Source organism: Actinomycetospora aurantiaca (genome assembly GCF_037401875.1).
Lineage (GTDB): Bacteria > Actinomycetota > Actinomycetes > Mycobacteriales > Pseudonocardiaceae > Actinomycetospora > Actinomycetospora aurantiaca.
On sequence record NZ_JBBEGN010000012.1, the window covers coordinates 91,074 to 115,990 of the forward strand.

The window sequence follows — 24,917 nt, forward strand, 5'->3', positions numbered from 1 at the left end:
GCCCCGTGCCCGAGCACGCCGCCCGGCGGATGTGGCGGCTCTACGAGCCGGTCCACGCGCTGATCTACTTCGCCCCGGGGTCGCTGCGGGCGACCGAGGACCTCGGGCCGACGTTCTGGTCACGCTACGTGGCGCAACGGGCGGCGCCGCTGGGGTCGGTCCCGTCGGCCGTGGTCACCGCGGCGTTCGGCGGCTTCGCCCCGGACCGCATCGCCGAGGCGCTCGAGGCCGTCGCGGTCACCCCGGCCGTCGCCCTCGAACGCCGGCTGCGCGGCATCGACGCCGCGTTCCGGGACCTCGAGGAGCTTCCCGACGACGGGTCCGTGCGCGAGGCCGCCGACCTCGCCTGGGAGGCGTCCCGGGCGTGCGAGGACTCCGGCCGGGTGCTCGGGGCCGCGAACCGCGCGCTGCCCCGCCCGGCCGACCCGCACCTCGCGCTCTGGCAGGCCACCACGACCCTGCGCGAGCACCGCGGCGACTCCCACCTCGCGGCGCTGACGGTGCACGGGGTGTCCCCGGTCGAGTCGCACGTGCTCAAGGTGCTGGCCGGCGAGTCCCCGGAACGCGACCTGCGGCTGGGGCGGCGGGTGCGCGACGAGGCGTGGGAGGCCGCGCGGGACCGGCTCGCCGCCCGCGACCCGGTCGCGCTGCACGCCGCCGTCGAGGACGCCACGGACCGCGCGGCGGCGGGCCCCTGGGAGGCGCTCGGACCGGAGCGCACCGAGCGGTTGGCGGCGCTGCTGGCCCCGCTGACCGAGGCGTGCTGGATGATCGTGCCTGCGCACAACCCGATCGGGCTGACCCGCTAGTCTGGCGCCCCTTTCGTCCGGTTGGACCACCCGCTGGGGGCCTCGCGTGTTCACGCCCGACTTCTTCCCGACCCTCTTCTCGGGCATCGGCCTGATCGCGGTCTACGCGGTCATCGGGGCGGTGCTGATGTACGTCGGCTACTTCGCCATCGACCTGACCACGCCCGGCGACCTGCGCGCGCTCGTCCGCGAGGGCCGCCCGAACGCCGTCGTCGTGGCCGCGTCCGGCCTGGTGTCGATGGCGCTGATCGTCGTCACCGCCATCTACGTCTCCGGCGGCGGTTTCCTCACCGGCATCGTCAACACCCTGGTGTTCGGCCTGGTCGGGATCATCGGCCAGGTCGCCGCCGTCCGGGGCCTGGAGGCCGTGTCGCGGCTGGACGTCGGGGCGTGCCTGCACGACGAGGGCTACACCCCGGTGTCGGCCATGATCGCCGGGATGCACCTCGCGCTGGGCCTGGTGGTGGCGGTCGCCATCATCTGACGCTCACCCGGCGTCACCGGGCGCGCCCCGGACGGCGTGCCCTCCGAGGTCGTCTCACCCACACGCTCTAGGCTCCCGGCCGGAGCCGTGGTGGGAGCTCGGGACGAGGCCGGGATGGTGCACGGATGACGACGGTGCTCGAGCCGGCGGACCAGGCGGAGGACACCGCCCCCGGCCGGACCCGCCCGGGCGCCGTCCTCGTGTGGGCCCTCGTCGCGGTGCTGCTGGGGCTGGCGGTGCCGCTGGCTCCGGTCACCAGCGAGGTGACCACGGTGTCGTGGCCGGCCGCGGGGGACCCGGCGCGGTCCACCACCCTGTCGCTGAGCCCGCCCCGCCCCGCCGTCCTCGACGTCACCGTGCCCTGCGCCGCGCTCCGGGCCGGCGGCGAGGTGCTGCGGACCATGCCGGCGGGCGCCGTGCCGCCCTCGCAGACCGCCGACGTCGCTCCCGAGGACCGCCGCCCCGACCCCACCCCCGACCGCGTCGCCGCCGGCGGGCTGGTCGTCACCTCCGCGGCCGGCCGCGTGGACGTGGTCGTCTCGGGCGAGCGGATGCTGTCGGCGCCCCTGCCCCCGCCCCGATCCCCGTCGCTCCGCTCGCCCGAACCGGGCGACTGCGCCCTCGCCCTCCACAGCGGGGCCGACGGCCTGCGCGCCACCCTCGGCGGGACGCCGGCGCCGCTGGCCTGCGGGGACTGCGCCGACATCGCGGTGCCCCAGGTCTCCGAGCTGACCACCGGGCTCGCGGGCGCCGCCGGGCCGCAGGTCACGCTGCAGCCCGACGACCGGTACGCCTCGACGCCGGGCCTCCTCAAGACGGTGCTGCTCGTCGCGCACGTCCTCGCGCTGGTGGTGCTGTTCGTCCTGCTGACCCGCGACCACGGTCCCGCGGTCCGCCGCTGGTGGCAGGGCCGCCGCCACGCGTGGTCGGTGCTGCGCCGGCACCTGTCGTGGGCCGACGCCGTCGTCGTCGTGGTGTCCGGCGCGTGGGTGCTGCTGGCCCCGATGAACTTCGACGACAGCTGGTATCCGCTGATGGCCCGCGACGCCGGGGCGTCGGGCTACCTGGGCAACGCCGTCTACATGTTCAACGTGACGGAGAACCCCTTCGTCGCCTCGCAGTACCTGATGCAGGTGTGGGGCGCGGTCGGCGGCTGGTCGCTGGTGTGGCTGCGCCTGCTCCCGCTCGCCTTCGGCCTGCTCGCGTACGGCCTGCTGCGGGTGTACCTGGCGCTCGCGCTGCGGCGGCTGAGCGTCCGGCGGGCGTACGTGCCGTGGGCGCTGCTGGTCGGCCACCTGGTCTGGTGGCTGCCGTTCGGGCTGACGCTGCGCCCCGAACCGCTGATCGTGCTCCTGTCGGTGGTGGTGCTGCTGCTCGTGGAGCTCGCGCGCCTGCGCGAGGCCCCGATGCTGTACGCGCTGGCCGTGGCGGCCGCGGCGCTGTCGCTGGCGTGCTCGCCCACCGGCCTGGTCGCGTGGGCGCCGCTGCTGGTCGAGCTGCCGCGCTGGTGGCCGCGGATCCGGGCCCTGACCACGCGGCAGCGAGTGGTCGGCCTGGCCGTGCTCGCGGCGGCCGCGTCGGTGGCGGTGCCGGTGGCGTTCGCCGACGCCTCGCTCGGGGACTTCCTCGAGGCGTCCGCGGTGCACTCGTACTACTACAACACCGTTCCCTGGTACGACGAGCTGACGCACTACCAGACGCTGCTGGCGCCGGGCCGGACGTCGTGGGGCGGGCGGGGGCCGATCCTGCTGACGCTGGGCGTGACGATCCTGGTCGCGGCCGGCAGCGCGCTGCGGGGGCCGGACGACGACGACCTGCGGCGGCTGCTGCTGCACTCAGCGGCGACGAGCGCGGTCGCGTTCGCGCTCGTGGCCGCGAGCCCGACGAAGTGGGTCCTGCACTTCCCGGCCGTCGGGGCGGCGGGCACGGTCCTGCTCGCCGTCGCCCTGCTGCGCGCGCCGCTGCCCGGGAAGGAGCGGGCGCTCGCGACGGCGGTCGGGCTCGCGGTCCTGGTCGTGGTCACCTCGGTGACGTTCGCCGGCTGGAACGTCTGGACGCCGTACTCCGACCGCGGCCAGCCGTTCGGGGCGCACGCCGACCCGGACCCCACGCCGTTGAGCCAGAACCTGCTGGCCCCGCACCTCGGGCCGGTGTTCCTGCGCAACCCGCTCGTCTGGATCGCGATCGCCGTGCTGGCCGCGGCCTGGGCGGGCTGGTCGCTGCGCCGGTGGCCCGACCGACGCCTCCCACGCCCCGGGCCGGACCGGGCCGTGCTCGCGGTCGCGTGCGGGACGCTCGTCGTCGGGATGCTCGGCGTGTTCGTGCTGGCCCCCGCCACCCAGTACCCGGGGTGGACGGTCGCCCTCGGCAACACCAAGGACGTCGTGCGCGGCCCGCTGTGCGGCCTCGAGGACGAGGTGACCTACCTGGGGCCCGCGTCGGCGCCGCTGGGCCGCCCGACCGCCCCGGCGGTCACCGAGGGCGACATGGTCGACTCCACGCGCGTGCCAGGACCGCGACCGGTCCCGGGCCTGGGCCCGCTGTGGCACGACGCCGCGCCCGGCTCCGGCGGACGCGGCGGGCTGCGCACCGGCTGGTACCCGGTGCCGCCCGGCGGGGACGCGACCGACGTCGTGGTGCCGGTGCTGCTGGCCGGTTCCCCCGACGAGCGCGTGGTCGTCGAGTTCGGGCAGGGCCCCGCGACGGCGGTGGCGGCCACCGGGCGCAAGGAGATCGAGCCGTTGCCGAACGCCGACGGCCGCACGTGGCAGGAGCGGCCGGTGTCGCTGGTCGACCAGCCGGTCCGCCCGGAGTTCGTCCGCGTCGTCGTCGAGCCCGGGCCGGCGATCGGCGAGGACCGGGTCGCGGTCGCCGAGCCGCGGCTGGCCGTCCCCCGCCCGATCACCGAGGTGCTCACCGGGCGGTCCGTGCTCGTCGACCAGATGTCGGCCGTGCTGTGGCCGTGCGTCGACCAGGCCGCCGTCGCGGACGGGATCGCGCCGGCGCCGGAGGTGCGCATCCACGCGGACGAGGACCTCGGGGAGAGCTACTGGGGCCTGCAGGACAAGCCCGAGCGGGGCGGGGCGTGGCGCTTCGACGACGCGAACTCCACCTACGTCCGCCTGGCCACCGCGGTGCAGCCCGGCGGGCCGCGCACGAAGCCGTGGGGCCGCATCGACCTGGTGGTCCGCGACCGGCCGGCCGGGCAGGTCGACGTCACCTCCACCACGCGGTCGACGCCGGGCTGGGACCGCGGCCCGACGCTCGCCGAGGAGGACTACGACGACGTGCGCTATCAGGGCGCGGTGGGCTGAGCCCCGCTACGGGGAGAGGACCAGCCGGCCCGGGCCGCGGCCGGGGACGTCGGTCGGCCAGCCCGGGCCGTCCGCACCCGGCTCCCACCGCAGCTCGCGGTCGGTCGGTCGGGGTGCCGCGGCGGTGTCGGCGAAGAGGTAGTTGACCCGGAGGAACGCCCGCGTCAACGGCCCGGCCGTGGCCGCCCGCTCGGCCGCCAGGGCCGCCGCCAGGTCCCGGTCGGAGAACACGTCGACGATGTCGCACCCGCACCCGTAGGCCAGGGCGCCGATCTCGCCCGGCGCCGCGACGCTCTGCCCCGGCGGCAGGGTCGCGCCCAAAGCGCGGCCCGCGGCGATGTACTGCGACGCCGTCGCCCAGTTGCCGAAGATCACGGGCTGGCTCCACGGCAGCGGGCCCACCAGCCCGATCCCGAGGGCCGCCCCGGCCACCACCCCGAGCGCCGGGGCGAGGACGGCGCCGGCCCGGCGGGTCGCCAGGTCGGCGGCGCACAGCGCGGCGCAGACCGTGAGCAGGAACAGCGACGGGCAGTAGTACCAGATGTAGGACGACACCCCCATCGCCGCGTACACCGCGTAGTGCGCGAGCCCGGCCGCCCCGCAGGCGACCACGACGCGGTCGACCGGGGTGTGCCGGCCGCGCACGACCGCCGCGACCGACCGTGCCAGCGCGGCCAGGCCGGCCAGGACGACCGCGCCGATCAGCACCATGGGTACCGGCCACCGCTGCGCCCAGAACAGCGGGCCGTTGCCGAAGACCTCGCCGTTCGGGAAGGCCCCGCTGGTCTTGATCACCAGGGTGTCCGGGACGAACCCGCCCAGCACGATCCACGAGACGACGTGCCACGGCAGCGCGACCGCGACGGTGGCGGCGAACGCCGGCACGAGCTCGCGCCAGGCCGCGGGCGTCCGGCCGACGATCAGGGCGACGAGGACGACGACCCCGGGGACGGCCAGGTCCGGGCGGCACAGCACGGCGAGCCCGAGGACGATCCCCGCCGCCACCGGGCGGCGGGCGGCCGCGTACCGGGCGACGCCCAGCAGCAGCGCGGCGCCCAGGAACGACTCCATCCCGACGATGCTCGCGAAGACCGGCGAGGTCACGGTCAGGCCCACGACGAGGGCGACCAGCACGCCGGGGCGCACCCCCAGCCGGCCCGCGAGCCCCGCCGCCCACACGCCGAGCGCCGCGGTCGCCAGGACGAGGACGAGCCCGACGGCGACCGCCGGACGACCGGTCACGAGGATGCCCGCCGCGAGCAGCCAGACGTTCAGCGGCGAGGTGGCCGAGTTGGAGTCCCGGAACGGGTTGAGGCCCCAGTGGCCGTGCAGGGCGAGGTTCCGGGCGTAGTCCAGGGTGATGTAGGTGTCGTCGGGCATCCCGCGGTGCGCGAGGAGGAACAACGCCACGCCGGCGAGTGCGCCGCCGAGGGCCGCCGGCAGTTCCGGACGCCGGAGGAACGTCTCGCCGCGCGTCGCGACCCGGGCCGATCCCACGGCGGTGAACCTAGCCGGTGAACCGGCGGGCGACCCGGGACAGCACCGGCCGGGCGCGTCCGAGCACCATCGGCACCACCGGCAGCGGGTCGTCCAGGGCGAACCACGCGTGCTCGGCGAACGGCGCGCGCCCGGGCGGAGCCGGGCCGTCGGTGCGGTCGCCGCGGTAGGCCACCCGCGCCACGTAGTCGAAGTCCTCCACGACGAAGGCGCGGCCCTCGGGGAAGGGGGCGCGCGGCAGCGGCCGCCCGGTCAGCGCGAGGTGCTGGGCGCGGACCACGTCCAGCCCGGCCGCGTCCTCGAAGAGCCGGAACTGCGCGCCGACGCGCGGGTTGAAGTCGACGAGCTTGTACCGGCCGTCGCGGCGGTCGTAGCGCAGGTCGAGGTCGGCGATCCCGCGGAACCCGGTCGCGGCGAACAGGTGCCGGGCCAGCTCGGCGAGCTCCGGGTTCCACCGGGCCCGACCCGCCGTCGTGATGCCGGCGTGCGGCGGCCACGACCGCAGCTTCACCCCGGTGAACAGGACCGGCTCGTCGTCGCCGGGCACGTAGGCGTGCACGACCCAGTCCTCGGAGGACTCCCGCGGGAGGTACTCCTGCAGGATCACGGCCGGGTCGTCGTCCCAGTCGCGCGCCAGCGCGCGGAGCTCGTCCGGGCCCTCGACGACCGTCGACGACCGGACGGTCGGGCGCCGGTGGCGCTCGAAGGGGGCCCGGCTCTTCACGACGACGGGGAACGCGCCGTGGGCGGCGTACTCCTCGACCGCCGCGCGGTCGGCGGGCACGACGCTCCCCGGCGTGGGCACGCCGTGCCGGACGCACAGCTCGTGCAGGCCCTCCTTGCTCGCCACGGTGCGCGGCAGACCGGGGTCGGCGCAGCGGGGGAACAGGAAGTCGTCCGCGAGCTCGTCGCCCAGCTCGGCGACCGCGACGGCGCTCTCGTCGTCGGTGGGGACGAGCACGGCCCGCCGGCCGATCGCCCGCGCGATCGCGTGCAGGCCCGCGGCGAGCTCGGCCGGGTCCTCGGTGCCGGTGGTCGGCCACGAGAACCGGCCGGTCAGGTGGCGGGAGACCGCGGCCGGGGTGAACGCGCCCTCGGTGACGGCGTAGACGTCCACGCCGCACCGCCCGAGGGTGCGCACCACGCCCAGGCCGCCGTGGTGCAGCGGGTAGCTCCCGAGCTTGAGCAGGACGGCGGGCACGGACCGGTCCAGGTCGGGGCGGCGGGCGGCGCCGGGTCGGGCGTCGAGGCGCACGAGGCCTGCTTTCGTCGATGGCGGACGCCCCCACGCTCTGCGTCGTCGGAGCGGATCATGCCGTCCTCTCCCTCCGTGACGGACGACGGCCCCTCGGGTGACGCGTCAGGACCCGACCTGCTCGGCCACGTCGTCGGAGAGCCCGGCCCGGACCAGCGCCGCGGCGAACCGGGCCAGGTCGTCGGCGGACACGAGCGAGGCCAGCGCGTGCGCGTCCCGGGGCAGCCCGGCGGCCTCGGCGCCGTCCAGCGCCTTGTCGTCGAGGTGCGGGCGGAACTCCGGCCAGACCGCCTGGACCTCGCGGACGAAGATGCTCGCCCCGACCGGCCCGAGCCGCGGGACCTCGGTGAGCAGCCCGGTCAGGGCCTCGGTGTCGCCGTCGGCCTCGGAGCGCATCCGGCGCAGGTCGCCGCCCCAGCGGTCGCACACCAGGGCCGCCCCGTCGAGCAGGGCGTCGGCGGTCTGGTCCTTGCTGAGGAACTTCCCGCGGGAGAGCGCGTCGTGGACCTCGTCGTGGGTCGCGTCGCGCATCCGCTCCGGCGTCCCGAACCCGCTCGCGACGAGCTCGTGGCACGCGCGGGTGCCGAGCTTGGCCTGCACCCGGCTGGAGAGCAGGACGGCGAGCACCAGCAGCCGGTAGAGCGGGGCGGGCTTGTCGTCGAGGGTGATGCCGGCCTCGGCGGCGAACGTCTCGCCCGCGACGTCGAGCAACTGGGCGGCGGTCTGCTCCCGGGTCATGTGCGGGGCTACCCGGCCCGGGGGCGGAGAATCGAGGTCATGGGAGCTCCACGCCTGGTCGCCAGCGACGTCGACGGCACGCTGCTCGGCGCCGACGGGGAGCCGGGCCCGCGGCTCGTGGGCGTGCTGGAGCGGATGACCGGGGCCGGCGTGCCGCTGGTGATCGCCACCGGGCGGCCGCCGCGCTGGATCGCCCCGGTGTGCGACGCGATCGGCGTGCACGGGCTCTGCGTCGCCGCGAACGGCGCCGTGCTCTGGGACGCGGGCAGCGGCCGGGTGGTGGAGGCGGCCGAGCTGGACACCGACGCGCTCGCCGAGGTGATCGACCGCCTGCGCACCGCCCTGCCCGGCGCCGGGCTCGCCGTGGAGCGGGTGGACGCCCCGGAGTTCTGCTGCGAGCCGGCCTACGAGCACGCCTGGCCGCAGTCCGACCACGTCGAGATCGCCGCCGCGGAGCTCGCCGCCCGGCCCGCGGTGAAGGTCCTGGCCCGGCGCCGCGGGCTGGAGAGCGACGCGATGGCCGCCGCGGTGCGCGACGGGCTGGGCGACCTGGTCGACGTCACGTTCTCCGCGTCGAACGGGCTCGTCGAGTGCTCCGTGCCCGGCGTGACGAAGGCCCGCGGCCTCGCGCTCGCGGCGGCCCACCACGGCGTGGACGCCGCGGACGTGGTGGCGTTCGGCGACATGCCCAACGACCTGGAGATGCTGCGCTGGGCCGGACACGGCGTGGCGATGGGCAACGCGCACCCCGAGGTGCTGGCCGCGGCCGACGAGATCGCCGGGCACCACGACGACGACGGGGTCGCGGCGGTGCTCGAGCGGTGGTTCAGCAGGCTCGGTGACGGGCCGTTGTCAAGGCCCGCGTAGCATCGGTCCGCAAACATCACCGGGCGCCGGGAGGACGTGTGCTCGACGCGAGCGGGTCTCGCGAGGCCGCTGCGCTGGTGGCGATCCAGCACCGGATCGACCAGCCGACCGTGGTGCGGGCCGCGACCGGGATGTCGCTGTTCGGTGAGCACGCCGCCGGGTGGCTCGCCCTGGGCGCCGCGGGCGCGGCGCTGGACCCGACCCGCCGTCGGGAATGGGTCTCGTCGGCGGTGGCGGTCGCCGGGGCGCACGGCGCCTCGATCGTGCTCAAGCGCGTCGTCCGCCGTCGCCGCCCGCACGACCCGCGGATCGCGGTGCACGTCGGCACCCCGAGCCGGCTGTCGTTCCCCTCCTCGCACGCCACCTCCACCACCGCGGCCGCCGTGGCGTACGGCAGCATCCTCGGGCGCCGGGGCGCCCTCCCCCTGACCGCCGTGATCCCGGCGATGGCGCTCTCCCGCCTCGTGCTGGGTGTCCACTACCCGACCGACGTCCTGGCCGGATCCGCGCTCGGAGCCGCGTGCGCCCTGGCCGCGCGCCGCGTGATCGAGCGTGGCCGGCTGGGCCGCTGGAGGACCCGATGACCACGTCCGAGGACACGCAGCGCAGCGGAGCCGGCCGCGACGACGAGGACCGTGCGGACGCCGCCCTCGAGGAGAACCGCGAGCCCGAGGACGCCCCGGAGGACACCGCCGTCCCGGTGCGCCGCACCGGTCCGCTGGCGGTGCCGCTGGGGCTGCTCAAGACGATGCGGCCCAAGCAGTGGGTCAAGAACGTCCTCGTCTTCGCGGCACCGTTCGCGGCCGGGCGCCTCGGGGAGGGCCCGGTCTGGGTCTCGGTCCTCATCGCGTTCGCCGCGTTCTCGCTGGCCGCGTCCGGGGTCTACCTGGTCAACGACGCGCGCGACGTCGAGGCCGACCGCGCGCACCCGAAGAAGCGGTTCCGGCCGATCGCGGCGGGCATCGTGCCGCCCGCGGTGGCCTACGGGACCGCGCTCGTCCTGTTCGCCGGGGCGATCGGGCTGAGCTTCCTCGCGACCCTGAACCTGGCGATCGTCGTGATCGTCTACGTCGTCGTCCAGCTCGCGTACTGCCTGTGGCTCAAGCACGAGCCCGTCATCGACGTGTGCATCGTGAGCTCCGGGTTCCTCATGCGCGCGATCGCCGGTGGCGCCGCGGCGTCGCTGTACCTGTCGCCGTGGTTCCTGCTGACGATGGCGTTCGGCTCGCTGTTCATGGCCTCGGGCAAGCGGTACGCCGAGATGCGGCTCGCCGAGCGGACCGGCGCGAAGATCCGCCGGTCGCTGGAGCGCTACTCGGCCTCGTACCTGCGCTTCGTGTGGTCGCTGTCGGCCACGATCGTGATCCTGGCCTACTCGCTGTGGGCCTTCCAGATCGGCGTGCAGCCGGTGCGCAACGCGCTGCCGACCCCGCCGAGCATGTGGGCGATCATCTCGGTGGTGCCGTTCGTGGTGGCGATCCTGCGGTACGCGGTGGACGTCGACGGCGGCAACGGCGGCGAGCCCGAGGAGATCGTCCTCAAGGACCGGGTGCTGCAGGTGCTGGGCCTGGGCTGGGCGGTGCTGCTGTTCCTGGCGGTCACGACCTCGGCCGTGCACTGAACCGCGGCCCGGGCGGGAACGGACACCGGGTCATGACGTCGTCGGTGGCCGCGCTGGTGCGCTACGCCCTGGTGGGCGTGGTGAACGCCGCAACGTACTACGCGGTGTACCTGCTCGTGCTCGTGGAGGTCGGGTACCTGACCGCGCACGTGGTCGGGCTGGGCGCCGCCATGGTCGTGTCGTTCTTCCTCAACTGCCGCTTCACGTTCGGGGTCCGCCCCTCGTGGCAGCGGTTCGTGCTCTACCCGGCCTCGCAGGCGGTGAACATCGCGGCGACGACGATCGGCGTCGTCGGGCTGGTCGCCCTCGGGGTGGACGAGCGGGTCGCCCCGCTGGCCGCCGCGGTGCTCGCGGTCCCGGCCAGCTTCCTGGCGGCACGGTTCGTGCTGGCCCGCGGCGGGCGGCCGCCGGTCCGACGCCCGGAGGTCGACCCGGACCCGGCGACCCTGCGCCTCACCGTCGTTCGACGGTGATCGTGGTCCACGCTCCGACGTGGATCGTGTCGCCGGACTCCAGCGGCACCGGCGTGCCCGGGGTCAGCAGCTCGCCGCCGTAGTTCAGCGTGGTGCCGTTGGTCGACCCGGCGTCGAGCACCACCCAGCGGTCGTCGCCGACCGCGAGCAGCATCGCGTGCAGGTGCGAGACGCCGGGGTCGCGCGGCGGGCCGGTCAGGTCGATCCCGGGGTCGTCCGCCGAGGTCTCGGCGCCGGCGCGGCCCTCGTCGGGCACGCCGCGGCGCCCGATCGCGATCTCGTCCCCGGCCAGGTCGACCGTGAACTCCCGCGGGTCGCCGGGGAACTCCGGGACCGTGACCGAGGTGTCCTCCCGCGCGCGCACCAGCTCGTAGTGGTCCCGGTCGGCCCACACGCGGGCGCACCAGCGCGTCACGCCGGTCCGTCGCCGGGTGGGTCGACGGTGTCCTCGGCGGTCGCGTCCGCGAGCCGGTCGTCCTCCCCGTCGAGCGGGATCAGGATCGGGCCGGTGTCCTCGCCCCCGTCCGGGCGCGGCCCCCACTCGCCGCTGCCGTCGGCGGGGTCGAGCGGCAGGAGCGCGACGGTCGCGTTGTCGTACCCGCCGTCGGCCAGGGCCGCGTCGACCAGCGCCCGCGCGTCGCCGAGGACGTCGGCGCGGCCGCGGCCGGAGGACAGGATCGCGGCGAGCCGGTCGGCCTCCGGGATGTGGTTCCAGATCCCGTCGCTGCACAGCAGCAGGACACCGGGACCGGCGGGCCGGAAGCGCCGGGCGCGGGCGGGGCCCTCGGGGGAGTCGTGGCCGAGCCAGCGGGTCAGCACGTGGGCACGGCGGTCGGCGTGCGCCTGCTCGCGGCTCATCACGCCCGCGGCGGCGATCTCCTCGGCCCACGAGTCGTCGGTGGACAGCAGCTGCGAGGTCCCGTCGCCGGCCAGCCAGTAGACCCGGCTGTCGCCGACCCAGGACACGACCGCCGAGCCGTTGCGGGTGACCGCGCCGGTGTAGGTGGTGGCCGGGGGGTCCGTGGGGTCGCCGAGCCGGACCAGGTCCGCCGCCGCCTCCGCGGCCGCCCCCGCGCCCGCCGCGGCGAGCTCGTCGAGGCTCGCCGGGCCCCGGGCGGTGATGTGGGTGAGCACCGCCGCCACGCACGCCTCCGCCGCCGCCAGCGACGCCTCGTCCCCGCGCCGGGCCGACGCCACCCCGTCGCAGACCGAGGCGACCAGCACCTCGCCGTGCGCCGTCGCGATCCGGCCGATCGCGCACGCGTCCTCGTTCCGGCGCCGCCGCAGGCCGCGGTCGGTCACGGCCGCGGCCGGGCCGAGGCGGAACTCGACGTGGTCGCGCACCGCGGGGCGGCGGGTCCCGCACCGCCCGCACACCACGTCCTGCGCCTCGTCGACGCTCGCGCCGCACTCCGGGCAGTCCGCCGTCTCGATCTGGTTGCGGGTCGCCTCCAGGACCGAGCGCAGGTCGGTGTGCTCACCCGCGGTGCCCGCGGGCCCGACGGACTGCACGGGCACGCCCCCGGTCGGGTCCGGGTCGACGGGGTCGACCGGGTCGTTCGTGTCGGCCGAGCGCCCGGCCGGGTCGACCGCCGGGTCGTCCGACGCCGGGTCGCCGGGGCCGTTCGTCGGGGACGGCGGCGCGGAGGACTCGGTCACGGCGGGAGGGCTCCTGTCTGGGCGTGCGGGGTGCCGGTGCGGGGTCATCGGCGAGCGGGGTCGCGCGGGGCGGGGTGCGGTAGGGGGTCATCTTGGTGCACGCGGTGTCCGCCGTCCGGCACACCCACGCCGTGATCGGCGGGTTGCCCCGGGAGGGTGGTCCCCGAGACCGCTCCGCGCAGCGCGAGGTCGACGTCCCGGGCGAGGCTCACGACGTCCGGGTGCCGGAGAGCGGGGTCGGGTGCGGTCCCCCGGTGGATCACCGGATCCAGCGCGGTCGCGCCCCGGCCGCCCCCGAGGTGCGGCAGGACCGGGGCACCCAGCAGCACGTCCAGGGTCCGGGCCAGGGCGAAGACGTCCGAGGCGACCGACGGGCCGGCGCCGCCCGGTGCGATCTCCGGGGCGAGGAAGCCGTCCGTGCCCCACACCGGGCTCGTGCGGTCGTCCGTGCGCCGCAGGGAGCCGAGGTCCACCAGCACCGGGCCCCGGTCGGTCAGCAGCACGTTCGACGGCTTCAGGTCCGCGTGCAGCAGCCCCAGTGCGTGCAGGTGCGCCACCGCGGGGACGACGGCGGCCACGTTCGCGGCCGCGGTGCCGACATCCAGCGGTCCGCGGGCCGGGGTGCCGTGCAGCCGGTCGAGCACGAGGCGCACCCCGTCGTGGTCGACGACGTCGCGCAGCCCGACGAGGGCCGGGTGCGGCCGGTCGAGCAGCAGTTCCGGGGTGCGCGTGTCGTCGCGGCGGCGGGCGACGACGACCTCCTCGCCCGTCCGCTCGTCGGCGGCGAGGTAGAGCCACGCGCCGCCGCGGGCGAGGAGGTCGACGACCCGGTAGCGCCCGGCCAGGAGCGTCCCCGGCGCGAGGTCGGGCCCCAGGTCGAACGGCGTCCGGCAGAACCCGCAGGTGCCGGTGAGCCGACCGGGCCTGCCGTCGCGACCGCGGCCCACGGGGGCGTCGCAGACCGGGCAGGACCGGCGACGCTCGGGGAGCAGCGCGTCCGGGTCGGACGGGAAGGACGGCGCCACCGCCGTGCGGGCGCGCCCGGCCCGGCGCAGCTGTGCCCGACCGTCCACCACGTACCTCGCTCGCCCCGACGCCACCCCTGGGGGCGGTCCACGGAACGATACCCCCGCCCTAGTCGAGGCAGAACTCGTTGCCCTCGGGGTCGGCCATCACGATGTTGCCGGGCACCAGCGGCGGCTCCGGGTCCACGCGCAGCAGCCGGGTGGCCCCGTGCGCGACGAGCCGCTCGGCCTCGGCCTCGAGCGTGGCCATCCGCTCGTCGCCCTGCTGGCCCGGGGCCGCCCGGAGGTCGAGGTGCACCCGGTTCTTGACGGACTTGCCCTCCGGGATGCGCTGGAAGAACACCCGCGGTCCGGTGCCCTCCGGGTCGACGACCGCCGACGCGTCGTTGCGCCGCTCCGGCGGCACCCCCCACGCCTCGAGGGCCTCGCCCCACGTGGCGAAGCCGCCCGGCGGCTCCTGCACCCGGTAGCCGAGCGCCACCGCCCAGAACTCCGCCTGCGCGCCGGGGTCCGCGGCGTCGAACGTGACCTGCACCTCGCGACTCATGCCGCTCATCCTGGCCGGGCAGGCGGTCACGTGGTGACCGCCTCCTCGACCTACCGCCGCCACGAGCCCTGGTGCCGACGGCCCGTCGCGCGTGTGGCAACCTCCTTCGGCACCGCCCGTTCGGGGGACGCGGTGCCCGAGGCCGGCCGTCACCCGAGGAGCCGATGAGAACGCGCTGGGTCCTCCCCCTGCTGCTCGCGGTCGCCCTGCTGGCCGGTGTCGCCCCCGCGACCGCCCAGCCGGCGCCTCCGGTGCCTCCGGCCGGCGCCGGCTCGTTCGTCCCCCTGCAGGCGGCCCGGCTCTTCGACTCCCGCGTGCCCTCGAAGGTCGTCGACCAGGACTTCACGACGGCGGGTCCGCTCGGCCCGGGCCGGACCGTCTCGATCCCGGTGGCGGGTCGCGGCGGGGTGCCCGACACGGGGGCGGGCACGGTGGTCCTCAACATCACCGGGACCACCCTGTTCGGGTCGAGCTACATGACGCTGTGGCCGCAGGACGCCCCGCGGCCCCCGACCTCGACGCTCTCGCTGACGCCCGGGGCGCCGGTGACGAAGACCGTCGTCACGAAGCTCGGCGGCGGCGGCGCGGTCAGCCTGTTCAACGTCACCGGGCTCTCCGACGCGACCGTGGACGTCGTCGGGTGGTTCCCGGAGAACTCGCCGCTGGCCTCCGGGGTGCCCCAGCGGGTCCTCGACGCCCGTCAGGGCGGGGAGGGCGTGCTGCAGCCCGGCGAGCAGCGCCGGGTCCAGGTCGACGGCCGGAGCTTCGCGCCCGCACCGCCCGGCTCGGCGGTGCTGCTCTCGCTGACCGGCACGGACGCCTCGCAGCCCACCACGGTGAGCGCCTGGGCGACCGGCGGCACCCGCCCGTTCGCGCCGCAGCTGACCCTGGTCCCGGGCGACACCCTCCCGAACATGACGATGGTGCCGGTCGGCGAGGACGGGTCGATCACGGTGGCGAACGAGGCGGGCACGGTCGACGTGCTCGCCGATCTCGTCGCGGTCGTCCCCGCGGCGGTGGGGAAGGCGCTCGCGCCCGCCCGGCTCTACGACAGCCGGGCCCCGGACGCGGCCACGGCCGCCGTCGGGACCGGGCCGTTGACGCCCGGCCGCATCCGGACCGTGCCGGTCCTCGGCCGCTCCGGGGTGCCCGCGACCGGCGTCTCGTCGGTGCTGCTCAACGTCACCGGGCTCTCGCCCGCCGGCAACGGGGCGATCGGGGTGTGGGGTGCGGGGCCGCCGCCGACCACCTCGGCGGTCGTCGTGCCGGCCGGGGCGGTGCGCCCGGGCTTCGCCGTGGTCCCGGTGAGCCCGGAGGGCACGGTGCAGGTCGCCGACGCGGGTTCGGCCATGCACGTCGTCCTCGACGTCGTCGGCTACCTCACCGGCACCCCCGGCGGGGCTCCCGGGCTGCCGGCCCCGACGACCGGGGCGCCGGCCCCCGACGGCGGCAAGCTCCTCTGGCAGGCGAACTACGCCGGCGGGCTCGCCAACTACCGCTCCACGCCCTGGAACATGGTCGGCGCCGCGCCGCCCGGCGTCGTCGGGTCCGTGCTCGGCGGGCTGCTGCGCCGGCCCGCGCTGCAGGTCACGATGCCCGGTGGCGGGCAGCGGGCCGAGCTGGAGCCGAACTTCCGGTCGCTGCGCACCGGCGACGACCTCTACTTCGGGTTCTCGGTGACGCTCGCGCCGGGGTTCCCGGTCGAGACCGACGACTGGCAGGTCATCACCCAGTGGAAGAACGAGGGCACCGGGTCCCCGCCGCTGTCGGTGAAGGTGGGTGGCGGGCAGTTCCAGCTCGACGGCGGGTTCGACCGCGGCGCGCCCTTCGAGATCCCGATGGGGCCGGCGACGCCGGGTCGCGCCCAGCAGGTGGTGGTGCACGTGCGGTTCGCCGAGGGCGGCGGGTCGGTGGACACCTGGGTGGACGGGAAGCAGACGATCCGCGGGTTCCGGCCCCCGGCCGGCACGCTCTACCCGGGGACGACCAGCTACCTCAAGACCGGCATCTACCGGAGCACCGCGATCGGCCGGACGGGGACACTGTTCTTCGACGACTGGCGGATCGGCACCAGTTACGCCGCGGCCTACCCCCGCTGAGGAGGGGGCGCCGTCACCGGGATGCCGTACGGGTGCCATGCTGGCCGGAACGCACACCCGGACGGGTCAGGCGCACCGCAACCGGTTGCGCCCGTCGTCGGGGGTGGCCCGCGACGGACCAGCACGGAGACGCAGTGACTTCATCGACCCCGGACGCGCACCCGGACCACGGCGACGCCGACGCGGCCTCCGGTGGCGCCGGTGCGGACCTGACGCAGGCCGCCGACGAGGCCGAGCGCGCGCTCGCCGAGATGGCGAAGGCCGCCGAGCGGGCGGTCGCGGAGGCCCACGACGACGGGCACTCGGCCGTCGCGCAGGGCTACGAGGAGGCCCGCAAGGCCACGGACCAGGCCTACGAGCAGTCCGCGACCCGGGCGGACCGCACGCCGTAGGGCGCGGGTCCGGGCGCCGGATCGTCGGGGGGAGGGACGGCGGGGTGGGCGTCCACACCAGGGTGACCGAGCACGGTGTGCTGCTCCGGTTCACCGGGCGGGACCGGCTCTACGCGTGCCGCGGTGGCGTGTTCCTGCCGATCGACCGCGTCCTGGGCGCCCGCACCCTCGAGCGCCGCGACGCGGTGCTCGCCAGCCCCCGGGTGCACCTGCCCGGCATCAGCGTGCCGCGCGTGCTCCGGGCGGGCGCCTACGGCGTCGGCGAACGCCGGCAGCTGTGGATGGTGCACGCGGCGACCACCCTGCTGGCCATCTACCTGCGCGGGGAGCCGTTCCACCGGGTCGTCGTCGAGGTGGACGACCCGGCCGGCCTGTCGAAGATCATCAACGACGCGCTGCCGCCGCGCGGGCTGCCGCCGGGGCGGCGCTGAGCCCGGTCAGCCCCTCGGTCCCACGAGCGCGGACGCCGACTCGTAGCTCTGCGCGATCCGCACGTCCATGAGGAACAGCGTCGCGGCCTCCGAGATCCCGGAGTCCCGGTAGATCCCCGTCTTGAGGTACGAGTCGTCGCCCTCGTAGCGGGTGCCGCCCGGCGGGCGGTAGCCGTCGAGGCGCTTCTGCCCGTTCTGCCACACGTCGACGACGGCCTTCTGCGGGTCGGTGGAGAACACGATGTGCACCACCATGTCGGTCTGCCGACCGGTCTGCGCCGGGCCGATCGGCACCGAGAAGTAGTTGCCGCCCGGGTCGTCCCCGCCGGCGCCGCCGTCGAGCTTGAACTGGCCGCCCTCGACCTTGATCTCGATGGGCGGGCTGCCCTCGCCGGAGTTCTTCCACTGCGCGAGCACCTGCCAGCCACCCGCGTTCACCGGGAAGTCGGCGGGCAGGTTCCACGCGAAACCGAACCAGGCCTCGTCGCCCTCGCGGTAGAACTGGATGTTGGGCTCCAGCTCGCTGCGGCGGCCGCCGCCCGGGACCTCGAAGCGGAGTGCCTTCGCGCCGTCGACCCCGGGGGCGTCGACGAGCTCCGGCGCCGGGGCCCCGTCGTTGTTGTAGGGCGTGTCGCGGAAGTTGCGCAGCGGGTCGGGCCCGGACAGCGAGGCCTGCCACACGGGCGCGGGCACGGTCGAGGGGTCGGGCGCCCCGGTCAGCGGTGGCGGGTCACCCGTCGCGGCGACCCCGGAGCCGGAGCCGGAGCCGGAGCCGGTCGAGCTGCCGGTGCCGGGCTCGCCGGTGGAGCAGCCGACCACGACGCCCGCGACGAGGAGCAGGGAGACCGCCACCCCGAGCAGGCCGTGCGTCCTGGTCTGTGCGCTCACTGGCCGGACCCCTCGGCGATCAGCGGCTCGAGCAGCAGGTTCGGCTGGTTCTGCGCCACCGCCTGCAGCCGCCACTTGTGCGGGAACAGCGCGAGCAGCTCGCCGTCCGCGCGCCGGGTGAGGACCTCGATCCCGATCGCCCCCTTCAGGGCCTCGACGCCGGCCGCGTCGGTGCGACGGGCGAGCGTGTAGTCGAGACGTTCGAGCTTGATCGGCGCCGAGAACTCGTCCGCCAGCCGGGCCGCCACGACCTCGAACTGCAGCGGCCCGACGGCCGCCAGCACCGGGGCCTGGTCGCCGCGGAGGTCCGAGGACAGCACCTGGATGACGCCCTCGGAGTCGAGCTGCTCGATGCCCTTGCGGAACTGCTTGGTCTTCGACGCGTCCGCCACCCTCGCCACGGAGAAGTGTTCGGGCGCGAAGCTCGGGATGGTCGGGAACGTGACCGGCTTCTCCGCCCACAGGGTGTCGCCGGGGCGCAGCGCGTTCGCGTTGACCAGCCCGACGATGTCGCCGGGGAAGGCCTCGTCGATCGTCGACCGGTCGCGCCCGAACATGGCCTGGGCGTACTTCGTGGCGAACGGGCGGCCGGTCGCGTCGTGGGTGAGCACCATGCCCCGCTCGAACCGGCCCGAGCACACCCGGACGAACGCGACCCGGTCGCGGTGCGACTTGTCCATCGAGGCCTGCACCTTGAACACCAGCCCGGAGAACGGGGCGTCGATCGGGCGCTCGGCCCCGGCGGCGCTCGGGCGCGGGGCGGGCGGCGGGGCGAGCTCGACGAGCGCGTCGAGCAGCCGGGCGACGCCGATGTTCGACAGCGCGGCGCCGAACATCACCGGGGTCGCGGTGCCGGCGTGGAAGTCGACCGGGTCGAAGTCGGCGCCGATCTCGCCGAGCAGTTCGAGCTCCTCGGTGGCGCGCTCCCAGTCGACGCCCTCCTCGGCGGCGGCGCGGTCGGCGTCCAGGATCTCCTCGGCGGCCCGGGAGGCGCCGTGCGCCGCGCGGGTGAAGCGGCGCATCGTCCCGTCGGCGCGCTCCACCAGCCCGTGGAAGTCGCCCGCGATCCCGACCGGCCACGTGATCGGCATGGGCCGCAGCCCGATCCGCTGCTCGACCTCGTCGACCAGCTCCAGCGGCTCGCGGCCGGGGCGGTCCCACTTGTTGACGAACGTCAGCACCGGCACCCCGCGGGCCCGGCAGACGTCGAAGAGCTTGAGGGTCTGCGGCTCGAGGCCGCGGGCGGCGTCAAGGAGCATCACCGCGGCGTCGACGGCGGCGAGCACCCGGTAGGTGTCCTCGGAAAAGTCGCCGTGGCCGGGGGTGTCGAGCAGGTTGATGACGTGGTCGCGGTACGCGAACTGCAGCACGGCGCTGGTCACGGAGATGCCGCGCTCGCGCTCCATGTCCATCCAGTCGGAGGTGACGCCCTTGCGGCCGCCCTTGCCGTGGACCGCGCCGGCGGCCGAGATGACCTCCGCGTGGAGGGCCAGGGCCTCGGTCAGGGTCGACTTCCCCGCGTCGGGGTGCGAGATGACCGCGAAGGTGCGACGACGGCGGGCCTCCTCGACCGGCGCGCCCGCCGGCCCCGTCGTGGGGGACGCGACGGTCATCGCCCGTCCCGTGGTGCTGGTCCCCCGACGCCCGTACCCATCGACACGCAGGTTACGGGGAGCAGCCGTGTGACCGGCGTCTGGGGGACGGACCGTCAGGCGTTCGCTCGTCGCGCGGGAGGCACCGTCGATCGGATCACACCGCGCCCGACTGTTTCACCAAGCCTTCACCAGGCACACTCCCCCACGGACGGACCGCCCGGTTTGCGCGGACCGTCCGGCGGCGGCCGGTCCTCCCGGGGGGAGAGGACCGGCCGTCGTCGTCAGGAGCCCAGGGCCCGCACCCGCTCGATCAGCCCGTTCGCGGCGTGGTCGAAGAAGCCGTCGACGTCCGGCCCGGCGTTGATCAGGGCGAGGTGGTCGTAGCCCGCCTCGGCGAAGGGCCGCGCGGTCTCGGCGTGGCGCTCCACGTCCGGGCCGCACCCGAAGTTCTCGGCCATGACGTCCGCCGTCACGAGGGCCGTGGCGGCGTCGAAGTTGACCGGGTTCGGCAGCTCGGCCTGCACCTTCCACCCCGGGATGCCGAAGCGGAACAGCTTCCGGCGGACTCGGCCGCCTCCTCGACCGTGCTCGCGTAGGCCAGCGGGACCTCGGCGTACCGCGGTCCGTCGCCGCCCCCGTCCCGGTAGGTCTCCACGAGGTCGGCCCGGGGCTCGGTGACGAACAGCCCGTCGCCGAGCTCGGCGGCCAGGGTCGCCGCGCGACGGCCCCCGGCCGCGACGACGATCTTCGGCAGCTCCTCGGGCAGGTCGAACACGCGGGCGTCCTCGAGGGTCAGGTGGCGGCCCTCGTAGCTCTGGTACCCGCCCTGCCAGAGCAGCTTGATGATGTCCAGCGACTCCCGGAACATCCGGTGCCGCACGTGGACCGGCGGCCAGCCCTGCCCGACGACGTGCTCGTTGAGCCGCTCCCCGGAGCCGACGCCGAGGGTGAAGCGACCCTCGGCCAGGATCTGCGTGGTGGCGGCGGCCTGGGCGATCACGGCCGGGTGGTAGCGGATGAAGGGGCAGGTCACGCCGGTGGCGAGCTCGATCCGCTCCGTCCTCGCCGCCATCGCGGCGAGCATCGACCACGCGAACCCGGAGTGCTGCTGCTCGGAGACCCACGGGTGGAAGTGGTCGGAGATCTCGACGAAGTCGAACCCGGCCTGCTCGGCGAGCACGCACTGACGCACCATCTCGGTCGGCCCGTAGGCCTCGGCGATGAGCTTGTATCCGATTCTCACCGGCGGGGGGTGCCCGATCCTCAGGCGTTCGCCCCGGCCCCGTCCAGCGGGGCGTCCGGCTGCACCCGCGGCATGTTGCCGCCCCCGCCGCCGTCGTCGGGCTCGACCCAGATGGTCACCGGGTCGCCCGCCGGGACCCGGACCCCGGCCTTGGGCTCCTGGTCGGTGACGGTGCCGCTCACGGTGGGCGGGGTGTCCGGGTCGGGGTCGACCGCGACGACCCGGGCGGTGATGGCCAGCTCGTGCGCCTCCGCGGCGGGCAGCCCGACCAGCGCCGGCACCAGCACCAGGTCGGGTCCGTCCATGGGCAGACGGTAGCGCCAGTGCCGGCAACGCGTCACTGCTGGCAGCCAGGGACAGGAAATCCGGCACCGTCGCGGCCGACAGGGCAGGGTGCGGTTGGATGCCCGGACGGTCGCCCCCGGCAGGGAGCGGCGTCGTGAGGTGGAACGGGAGCGCCACGATGGAGCAACGCCGCAGGTCCGCACGGGTGAAGCTGGCGGTCGCGCTGCTCACCGGGGGCCTCGCCCTCGCCGGGTGCACCGGCGGGAGCCCGTCCGCCCCGCCGCTGTCGTCGTCGGCCCCGGCCCCGTCGTCGGCCGCGCCCGCCGCCCCGGCCACCCCGCTCGGGGCCCCGGCCCAGTTCGTGCCGTGCGACCAGCGCTTCGAGTGCGCGCAGATCACGGTGCCCGTGGACGACACCGTGCCGGCCGGCCCGACGATCACGATCGGCATCGTCCGGCAGCCCGCCGCGGACCAGGCGAACAAGCTCGGCGTGCTGCTGGTCAACCCCGGCGGTCCGGGCGGGTCGGGCATCGAGACCGTCGAGAGCGGCCAGGTCCCGGCGGCAGTGGCGGCGCGCTTCGACGTCATCGGCTTCGATCCCCGCGGGGTCGGACGCAGCGCGGGCCTCGCCTGCCCGGTCGGCCCGGACACCCCGTACTACGGCGACCCCGACCCGGGCGACCCCGCCGACGAGGCGGCCACCGCGCAGGCCGTCGAGCGCTACGACCAGGCGTGCGGCGACGCCTACCGCCAGCTCCTGCCGCACCTCGGCACCCGCGACGTCGCCCGGGACATGGATGCGATCCGCGCCGCGCTGGGCCAGCCGCAGATCTCCTACCTGGGCTACTCCTACGGCACCTCGATCGGCCAGGTCTACGGCGAGATGTTCCCGCAGCGGGTGCGCGCGATGGTGCTCGACGGCGTCGTCGACGTGACCCTGCCCGGGCTCGACCCCAGCCAGGCCGAGAGCTTCGAGAACTCGCTGCGCCAGTTCTCCGCCGACTGCGCCCGCCGTCCCGACTGCGAGGCGGGGCCCGACGCGATCGCGATGCTCGACCGGGTGCGCGCGAAGGTCGAGGCCGCGCCGCTGCCGGTGCCGGGGACCACCCCGCTCTCGCCCGGCCTGCTCGAGCTCGGCGTCGTCCTGCCGCTGTACTCCAAGGGAAACTGGCCGACGCTGGCCAAGGCGCTGCAGGCCGCCGACTCCGGCGACGGCGGGCCGCTGCGGCGGCTGGCGGACCGCTACTTCCAGGGCTCGAACTCCGACACCTACAACGCGGTGACCTGCCTGGACAACTCGTGGCCGCGCCAGCTCGAGGACGTGTACGCCCAGGCCCGGGCCGCCGAGCTGCGCGCGCCGCACTTCAGCGGCAACGTCCTGGTCTCCGGGCTGACCTGCGCCCGCTGGCCGGTGCCACAGGACCCGCTGACGCCGCCGACCGGGGCCGGCCTGCCCCCGACGCTGGTCCTCGGCACCACCAACGACCCGGCCACCCCGTACGCGAACAGCGTGAACCTCGCCCGGCGCCTGCCCGGGTCGGCGTTGCTGACCTACCGCGGCGACGGGCACACCGTGTACGGCAGCGGCGTCGCCTGCGTCGACGACCAGGTCAACCGCTACCTGACGAATCTCACGCTGCCGGGACCGGGCGCGGTCTGTTAGTTAGGCTGGCTCGCGGTGTGCCGGGAAGTCTGGTCGGCGGTCGATGACGCCTGCCAGCTCGAAGGAGCCCCGTGACCAGTACCCCGCGCCGGGACAGGATCCGCCGGACGAAGGTCGGGCGGCTGTTCGTCCCCCCGTCCCCCGGGGAGGCGTCCCGCATCGGGGAGCTGCTGCGCACCGAGACGGTCGGCGGCACCCTGCTCATCGGCGCGGCGGTCATCGCGCTGATCTGGGCGAACTCGCCGTGGCGGGAGGCCTACGCGACGCTCGGCTCGACGACGATCGGCCCGGCGGCGCTGCACCTGGACCTGTCGCTGGCGACCTGGGCGGCCGACGGCCTGCTGGCGATCTTCTTCTTCGTCGCGGGCCTGGAGCTCAAGCGCGAGTTCGTCGCCGGCGACCTGCGGGAGCCCTCGCGGGCGGTGCTGCCGGTCGCGGCCGCGGTCGGCGGCATGGCGGTGCCCGCCCTGCTCTTCGTCCTGATCAACCTGAACCACCCCGAGGGTCTGGTGGGCTGGGCGGTCCCGACGGCGACCGACATCGCCTTCGCGCTCGCGGTGCTCGCCGTGATCGGTCGCGGTCTGCCCACCGCGCTGCGGACGTTCCTGCTGACGCTGGCCGTGGTGGACGACCTGCTCGCCATCACGATCATCGCGATCTTCTACACCGACGACCTCTCGGTCGGCCCGCTGCTGCTCGCACTCGTCCCGATCGCGCTGTTCGGGGTGCTGGTGCAGCGGCGGGTGCGGTCCTGGTGGCTGCTGATGCCGCTCGCGCTGGTGGCGTGGGTGCTGGTCCACGAGTCCGGCGTGCACGCAACCGTCGCGGGCGTGCTGCTCGGCTTCACCGTTCCCGTCGTCCGGCGGGCTCCCGGGGAGGGCCCGGGCCTCTCGGAGCACTTCGAGCACCGGTGGCGCCCGCTCTCAGCCGGCTTCGCGGTCCCCGTGTTCGCGTTCTTCGCGGCCGGGGTGACCGTGTTCGGTCAGGACGACGTCGGGGCCGCGTTCCTCAACCCGATCACCATCGGCGTCGTCGTCGGGCTCGTCGTCGGGAAGACCGTGGGTGTCACCGGCGCCGCGTGGCTCGTGCAGCGGTTCACCCGTGCGCAGCTCGACGAGTCGCTGCGCTGGATCGACGTCGTCGGGCTGGCCCTGCTGGCGGGGATCGGCTTCACGGTCTCCCTGCTCGTCGGGGAGCTGGCGTTCGGGGGCGGCACCGAGGCGGACGACCACGTGAAGGTCGGGATCGTCCTCGCGTCGGTCCTGGCGGCCGTGCTCGCCACGATCGTGCTGCGCGCCGCCGCACGGCACCGCGTTCCAGCGGGTACACCGGAGGCATGACCGCAGCGACGCCGCCGCCCCCGCCCCTCACCGACCCGACCGGGGTCACCGGCTCGACGGAGGTGCTGCCCGCCGTCGTCCAGAAGGTGGTCGCCTTCGCGACGCGCGAGATCCCCGGGATCGCCGGTCTCGGCGGCACCACGGCCCGCGCCGTCGGGGCGGTGCGCCAGACGCTGACCGGGGCGAGCGACAACGTCGCGGGCGTGCGGGTGGAGATGGACGGCGAGCGCGCGACGGTCGGGCTCGACGTGGCCATCGAGTACGGCGCGGGCGCGCGGGAACTCACGCGCGCGCTGCGCCGGCACGTGCCGGAGGCGGTCGACCAGATCGCGGGCGTGCAGGTGACGGAGCTGAACATCGTCATCACCGACGTCGTGCTGCCCGGGGCCGAGGAGGACCCGGTGGCACCGCCGACCGCGGCGGTGTGAGCGACTAGCTCGGCGCGATCTGGCGCAGGAAGCTGATCAGCGACGTACCGGCCGACGCGAGGCCGTCGAGGATCCCGTTCACGGTCCCGGCGGCCGTGCCGGGCGAACTGATGATCCAGAAGACGACGAGGATCGCGACGAGGACGCCCACGACCTTCTGCACGTTCACAGCGTCACCGTACCCTCACGTTCGGTACGTCACACAGGGGTGTGACCGCACCATCACGCGGATGGTGCAGGACATGCCGAACGTCGGGCGACGGG

26 protein-coding genes are annotated in these 24,917 nt (G+C 75.6%); 13 read left to right on the top strand and 13 right to left on the bottom strand.

Annotation, left to right across the window (positions count from 1 at the left end):
* Window positions 1–5: 5 nt before the first annotated feature.
* The 3 genes from WCD74_RS21490 to WCD74_RS21500 all read left to right on the top strand — a co-directional run bounded on the left by WCD74_RS21490 (window position 6) and on the right by WCD74_RS21500 (window position 4,607).
* Entirely contained in the window at window positions 6–809 is an 804-nt protein-coding gene (locus WCD74_RS21490; protein ID WP_337696922.1) for an SCO6745 family protein, read from the top strand.
* Between the two features lie 46 nt (window positions 810–855).
* On the top strand, window positions 856–1,293 hold the full coding sequence (locus WCD74_RS21495; protein WP_337696923.1) for a DUF350 domain-containing protein: 438 nt from the start codon (window positions 856–858) through the stop codon (window positions 1,291–1,293).
* A gap of 125 nt (window positions 1,294–1,418) precedes the next feature.
* Window positions 1,419–4,607 (top strand): arabinosyltransferase domain-containing protein, encoded by a 3,189-nt coding sequence (locus WCD74_RS21500; protein ID WP_337696924.1) that lies wholly within the window; start codon window positions 1,419–1,421, stop codon window positions 4,605–4,607.
* Window positions 4,608–4,613: 6 nt separating this feature from the next.
* On the opposite strand, the gene WCD74_RS21505 is transcribed toward WCD74_RS21500, so the two are convergent.
* From WCD74_RS21505 to WCD74_RS21515, 3 genes are all read right to left on the bottom strand, one after another.
* Complete coding sequence (locus WCD74_RS21505; protein ID WP_337696925.1) at window positions 4,614–6,104, bottom strand: ArnT family glycosyltransferase; 1,491 nt, start codon at window positions 6,102–6,104, stop codon at window positions 4,614–4,616.
* A 10-nt stretch (window positions 6,105–6,114) separates the two neighbouring features.
* On the bottom strand, window positions 6,115–7,359 hold the full coding sequence (locus WCD74_RS21510; protein ID WP_337696926.1) for a carboxylate--amine ligase: 1,245 nt from the start codon (window positions 7,357–7,359) through the stop codon (window positions 6,115–6,117).
* Window positions 7,360–7,464: 105 nt separating this feature from the next.
* Window positions 7,465–8,097, bottom strand: a complete 633-nt coding sequence (locus tag WCD74_RS21515; protein WP_337696927.1) for an endonuclease — start codon at window positions 8,095–8,097, stop codon at window positions 7,465–7,467.
* A 39-nt stretch (window positions 8,098–8,136) separates the two neighbouring features.
* Here WCD74_RS21515 and WCD74_RS21520 point away from each other — a divergent pair, with 39 nt between their 5' ends.
* Genes WCD74_RS21520 through WCD74_RS21535 form a run of 4 tightly spaced genes read left to right on the top strand, consistent with a single transcriptional unit; the run spans window position 8,137 to window position 11,058 of the window.
* On the top strand, window positions 8,137–8,964 hold the full coding sequence (locus WCD74_RS21520) for an HAD family hydrolase (protein WP_337696928.1): 828 nt from the start codon (window positions 8,137–8,139) through the stop codon (window positions 8,962–8,964).
* A 38-nt stretch (window positions 8,965–9,002) separates the two neighbouring features.
* On the top strand, window positions 9,003–9,548 hold the full coding sequence (locus WCD74_RS21525) for a phosphatase PAP2 family protein (protein WP_337696929.1): 546 nt from the start codon (window positions 9,003–9,005) through the stop codon (window positions 9,546–9,548).
* Window positions 9,545–10,585: a decaprenyl-phosphate phosphoribosyltransferase gene (locus tag WCD74_RS21530; RefSeq protein WP_337696930.1), complete on the top strand. Its 1,041-nt coding sequence runs from the start codon at window positions 9,545–9,547 to the stop codon at window positions 10,583–10,585. Before WCD74_RS21525 ends, WCD74_RS21530 begins: the two co-directional genes overlap by 4 nt.
* Before the next feature lie 32 nt (window positions 10,586–10,617).
* Window positions 10,618–11,058, top strand: coding sequence for a GtrA family protein (locus WCD74_RS21535; RefSeq protein WP_337696931.1), 441 nt, complete (start codon window positions 10,618–10,620; stop codon window positions 11,056–11,058).
* On the opposite strand, the gene WCD74_RS21540 is transcribed toward WCD74_RS21535, so the two are convergent.
* The 4 genes from WCD74_RS21540 to WCD74_RS21555 form a co-directional block, all read right to left on the bottom strand.
* Window positions 11,039–11,473 (bottom strand): FHA domain-containing protein, encoded by a 435-nt coding sequence (locus WCD74_RS21540; RefSeq protein ID WP_337696932.1) that lies wholly within the window; start codon window positions 11,471–11,473, stop codon window positions 11,039–11,041. The genes WCD74_RS21535 and WCD74_RS21540 overlap by 20 nt on opposite strands.
* Window positions 11,470–12,717: a PP2C family protein-serine/threonine phosphatase gene (locus WCD74_RS21545; RefSeq protein ID WP_337696933.1), complete on the bottom strand. Its 1,248-nt coding sequence runs from the start codon at window positions 12,715–12,717 to the stop codon at window positions 11,470–11,472. Before WCD74_RS21545 ends, WCD74_RS21540 begins: the two co-directional genes overlap by 4 nt.
* A gap of 44 nt (window positions 12,718–12,761) precedes the next feature.
* Entirely contained in the window at window positions 12,762–13,790 is a 1,029-nt protein-coding gene (locus WCD74_RS21550; RefSeq protein WP_337696934.1) for a protein kinase domain-containing protein, read from the bottom strand.
* Window positions 13,791–13,851: 61 nt separating this feature from the next.
* Window positions 13,852–14,289 (bottom strand): VOC family protein, encoded by a 438-nt coding sequence (locus WCD74_RS21555; RefSeq protein ID WP_337696935.1) that lies wholly within the window; start codon window positions 14,287–14,289, stop codon window positions 13,852–13,854.
* A gap of 164 nt (window positions 14,290–14,453) precedes the next feature.
* Here WCD74_RS21555 and WCD74_RS21560 point away from each other — a divergent pair, with 164 nt between their 5' ends.
* The 3 genes from WCD74_RS21560 to WCD74_RS21570 all read left to right on the top strand — a co-directional run bounded on the left by WCD74_RS21560 (window position 14,454) and on the right by WCD74_RS21570 (window position 17,211).
* A complete protein-coding gene (locus tag WCD74_RS21560) occupies window positions 14,454–16,388 on the top strand; it encodes a heparin lyase I family protein (protein WP_337696936.1) in 1,935 nt (644 codons plus the stop codon).
* Between the two features lie 134 nt (window positions 16,389–16,522).
* The gene (locus WCD74_RS21565; protein ID WP_337696937.1) at window positions 16,523–16,780 is read left to right on the top strand and encodes a hypothetical protein; all 258 of its coding nucleotides are present in this window, start codon (window positions 16,523–16,525) and stop codon (window positions 16,778–16,780) included.
* A gap of 62 nt (window positions 16,781–16,842) precedes the next feature.
* Window positions 16,843–17,211, top strand: coding sequence for a hypothetical protein (locus WCD74_RS21570; RefSeq protein WP_337696938.1), 369 nt, complete (start codon window positions 16,843–16,845; stop codon window positions 17,209–17,211).
* A gap of 6 nt (window positions 17,212–17,217) precedes the next feature.
* Here the strand turns inward: WCD74_RS21570 and WCD74_RS21575 are convergent, their stop codons facing one another.
* From WCD74_RS21575 to WCD74_RS21595, 5 genes are all read right to left on the bottom strand, one after another.
* Window positions 17,218–18,099, bottom strand: coding sequence for a polysaccharide lyase family 20 protein (locus WCD74_RS21575; protein ID WP_337696939.1), 882 nt, complete (start codon window positions 18,097–18,099; stop codon window positions 17,218–17,220).
* A complete protein-coding gene (locus WCD74_RS21580; RefSeq protein ID WP_337696940.1) occupies window positions 18,096–19,712 on the bottom strand; it encodes a peptide chain release factor 3 in 1,617 nt (538 codons plus the stop codon). Before WCD74_RS21580 ends, WCD74_RS21575 begins: the two co-directional genes overlap by 4 nt.
* Before the next feature lie 263 nt (window positions 19,713–19,975).
* Window positions 19,976–20,218 (bottom strand): LLM class oxidoreductase, encoded by a 243-nt coding sequence (locus WCD74_RS21585; protein WP_337696941.1) that lies wholly within the window; start codon window positions 20,216–20,218, stop codon window positions 19,976–19,978.
* Window positions 20,164–20,937 carry a TIGR03557 family F420-dependent LLM class oxidoreductase gene (locus WCD74_RS21590; RefSeq protein WP_337696942.1) on the bottom strand — a complete coding sequence of 258 codons (774 nt, stop codon included), beginning with the start codon at window positions 20,935–20,937 and terminating at the stop codon, window positions 20,164–20,166. The genes WCD74_RS21585 and WCD74_RS21590 overlap by 55 nt, the downstream gene beginning before the upstream one ends.
* 20 nt (window positions 20,938–20,957) lie before the next feature.
* Window positions 20,958–21,242: a PASTA domain-containing protein gene (locus WCD74_RS21595; RefSeq protein ID WP_337696943.1), complete on the bottom strand. Its 285-nt coding sequence runs from the start codon at window positions 21,240–21,242 to the stop codon at window positions 20,958–20,960.
* 185 nt (window positions 21,243–21,427) lie between these two features.
* Here WCD74_RS21595 and WCD74_RS21600 point away from each other — a divergent pair, with 185 nt between their 5' ends.
* The 3 genes from WCD74_RS21600 (at window position 21,428) to WCD74_RS21610 (ending at window position 24,653) form a co-directional block, all read left to right on the top strand.
* Window positions 21,428–22,885 carry an alpha/beta hydrolase gene (locus tag WCD74_RS21600; protein ID WP_337696944.1) on the top strand — a complete coding sequence of 486 codons (1,458 nt, stop codon included), beginning with the start codon at window positions 21,428–21,430 and terminating at the stop codon, window positions 22,883–22,885.
* Between the two features lie 71 nt (window positions 22,886–22,956).
* Window positions 22,957–24,225 carry a Na+/H+ antiporter NhaA gene (nhaA, locus tag WCD74_RS21605; RefSeq protein ID WP_337696945.1) on the top strand — a complete coding sequence of 423 codons (1,269 nt, stop codon included), beginning with the start codon at window positions 22,957–22,959 and terminating at the stop codon, window positions 24,223–24,225.
* Complete coding sequence (locus WCD74_RS21610) at window positions 24,222–24,653, top strand: Asp23/Gls24 family envelope stress response protein (RefSeq protein WP_337696946.1); 432 nt, start codon at window positions 24,222–24,224, stop codon at window positions 24,651–24,653. The genes nhaA and WCD74_RS21610 overlap by 4 nt, the downstream gene beginning before the upstream one ends.
* A 4-nt stretch (window positions 24,654–24,657) precedes the next feature.
* Here the strand turns inward: WCD74_RS21610 and WCD74_RS21615 are convergent, their stop codons facing one another.
* The gene (locus WCD74_RS21615) at window positions 24,658–24,822 is read right to left on the bottom strand and encodes a hypothetical protein (RefSeq protein WP_337696947.1); all 165 of its coding nucleotides are present in this window, start codon (window positions 24,820–24,822) and stop codon (window positions 24,658–24,660) included.
* Window positions 24,823–24,917: the final 95 nt, after the last annotated feature.

Excerpts from the sequence above, each read along its gene's own strand:
- WCD74_RS21595 (WP_337696943.1), bottom strand. The coding sequence starts at position 21,242 with ATGGACGGACCCGACCTGGTGCTGGTGCCGGCGCTGGTCGGGCTGCCC.
- WCD74_RS21580 (WP_337696940.1), bottom strand. The coding sequence starts at position 19,712 with ATGACCGTCGCGTCCCCCACGACGGGGCCGGCGGGCGCGCCGGTCGAG.
- WCD74_RS21610 (WP_337696946.1), top strand. The coding sequence starts at position 24,222 with ATGACCGCAGCGACGCCGCCGCCCCCGCCCCTCACCGACCCGACCGGG.
- WCD74_RS21535 (WP_337696931.1), top strand. The coding sequence starts at position 10,618 with ATGACGTCGTCGGTGGCCGCGCTGGTGCGCTACGCCCTGGTGGGCGTG.
- WCD74_RS21515 (WP_337696927.1), bottom strand. The coding sequence starts at position 8,097 with ATGACCCGGGAGCAGACCGCCGCCCAGTTGCTCGACGTCGCGGGCGAG.
- WCD74_RS21530 (WP_337696930.1), top strand. The coding sequence starts at position 9,545 with ATGACCACGTCCGAGGACACGCAGCGCAGCGGAGCCGGCCGCGACGAC.
- WCD74_RS21500 (WP_337696924.1), top strand. The coding sequence starts at position 1,419 with ATGACGACGGTGCTCGAGCCGGCGGACCAGGCGGAGGACACCGCCCCC.
- WCD74_RS21555 (WP_337696935.1), bottom strand. The coding sequence starts at position 14,289 with ATGAGTCGCGAGGTGCAGGTCACGTTCGACGCCGCGGACCCCGGCGCG.
- WCD74_RS21560 (WP_337696936.1), top strand. The coding sequence starts at position 14,454 with ATGAGAACGCGCTGGGTCCTCCCCCTGCTGCTCGCGGTCGCCCTGCTG.
- WCD74_RS21520 (WP_337696928.1), top strand. The coding sequence starts at position 8,137 with ATGGGAGCTCCACGCCTGGTCGCCAGCGACGTCGACGGCACGCTGCTC.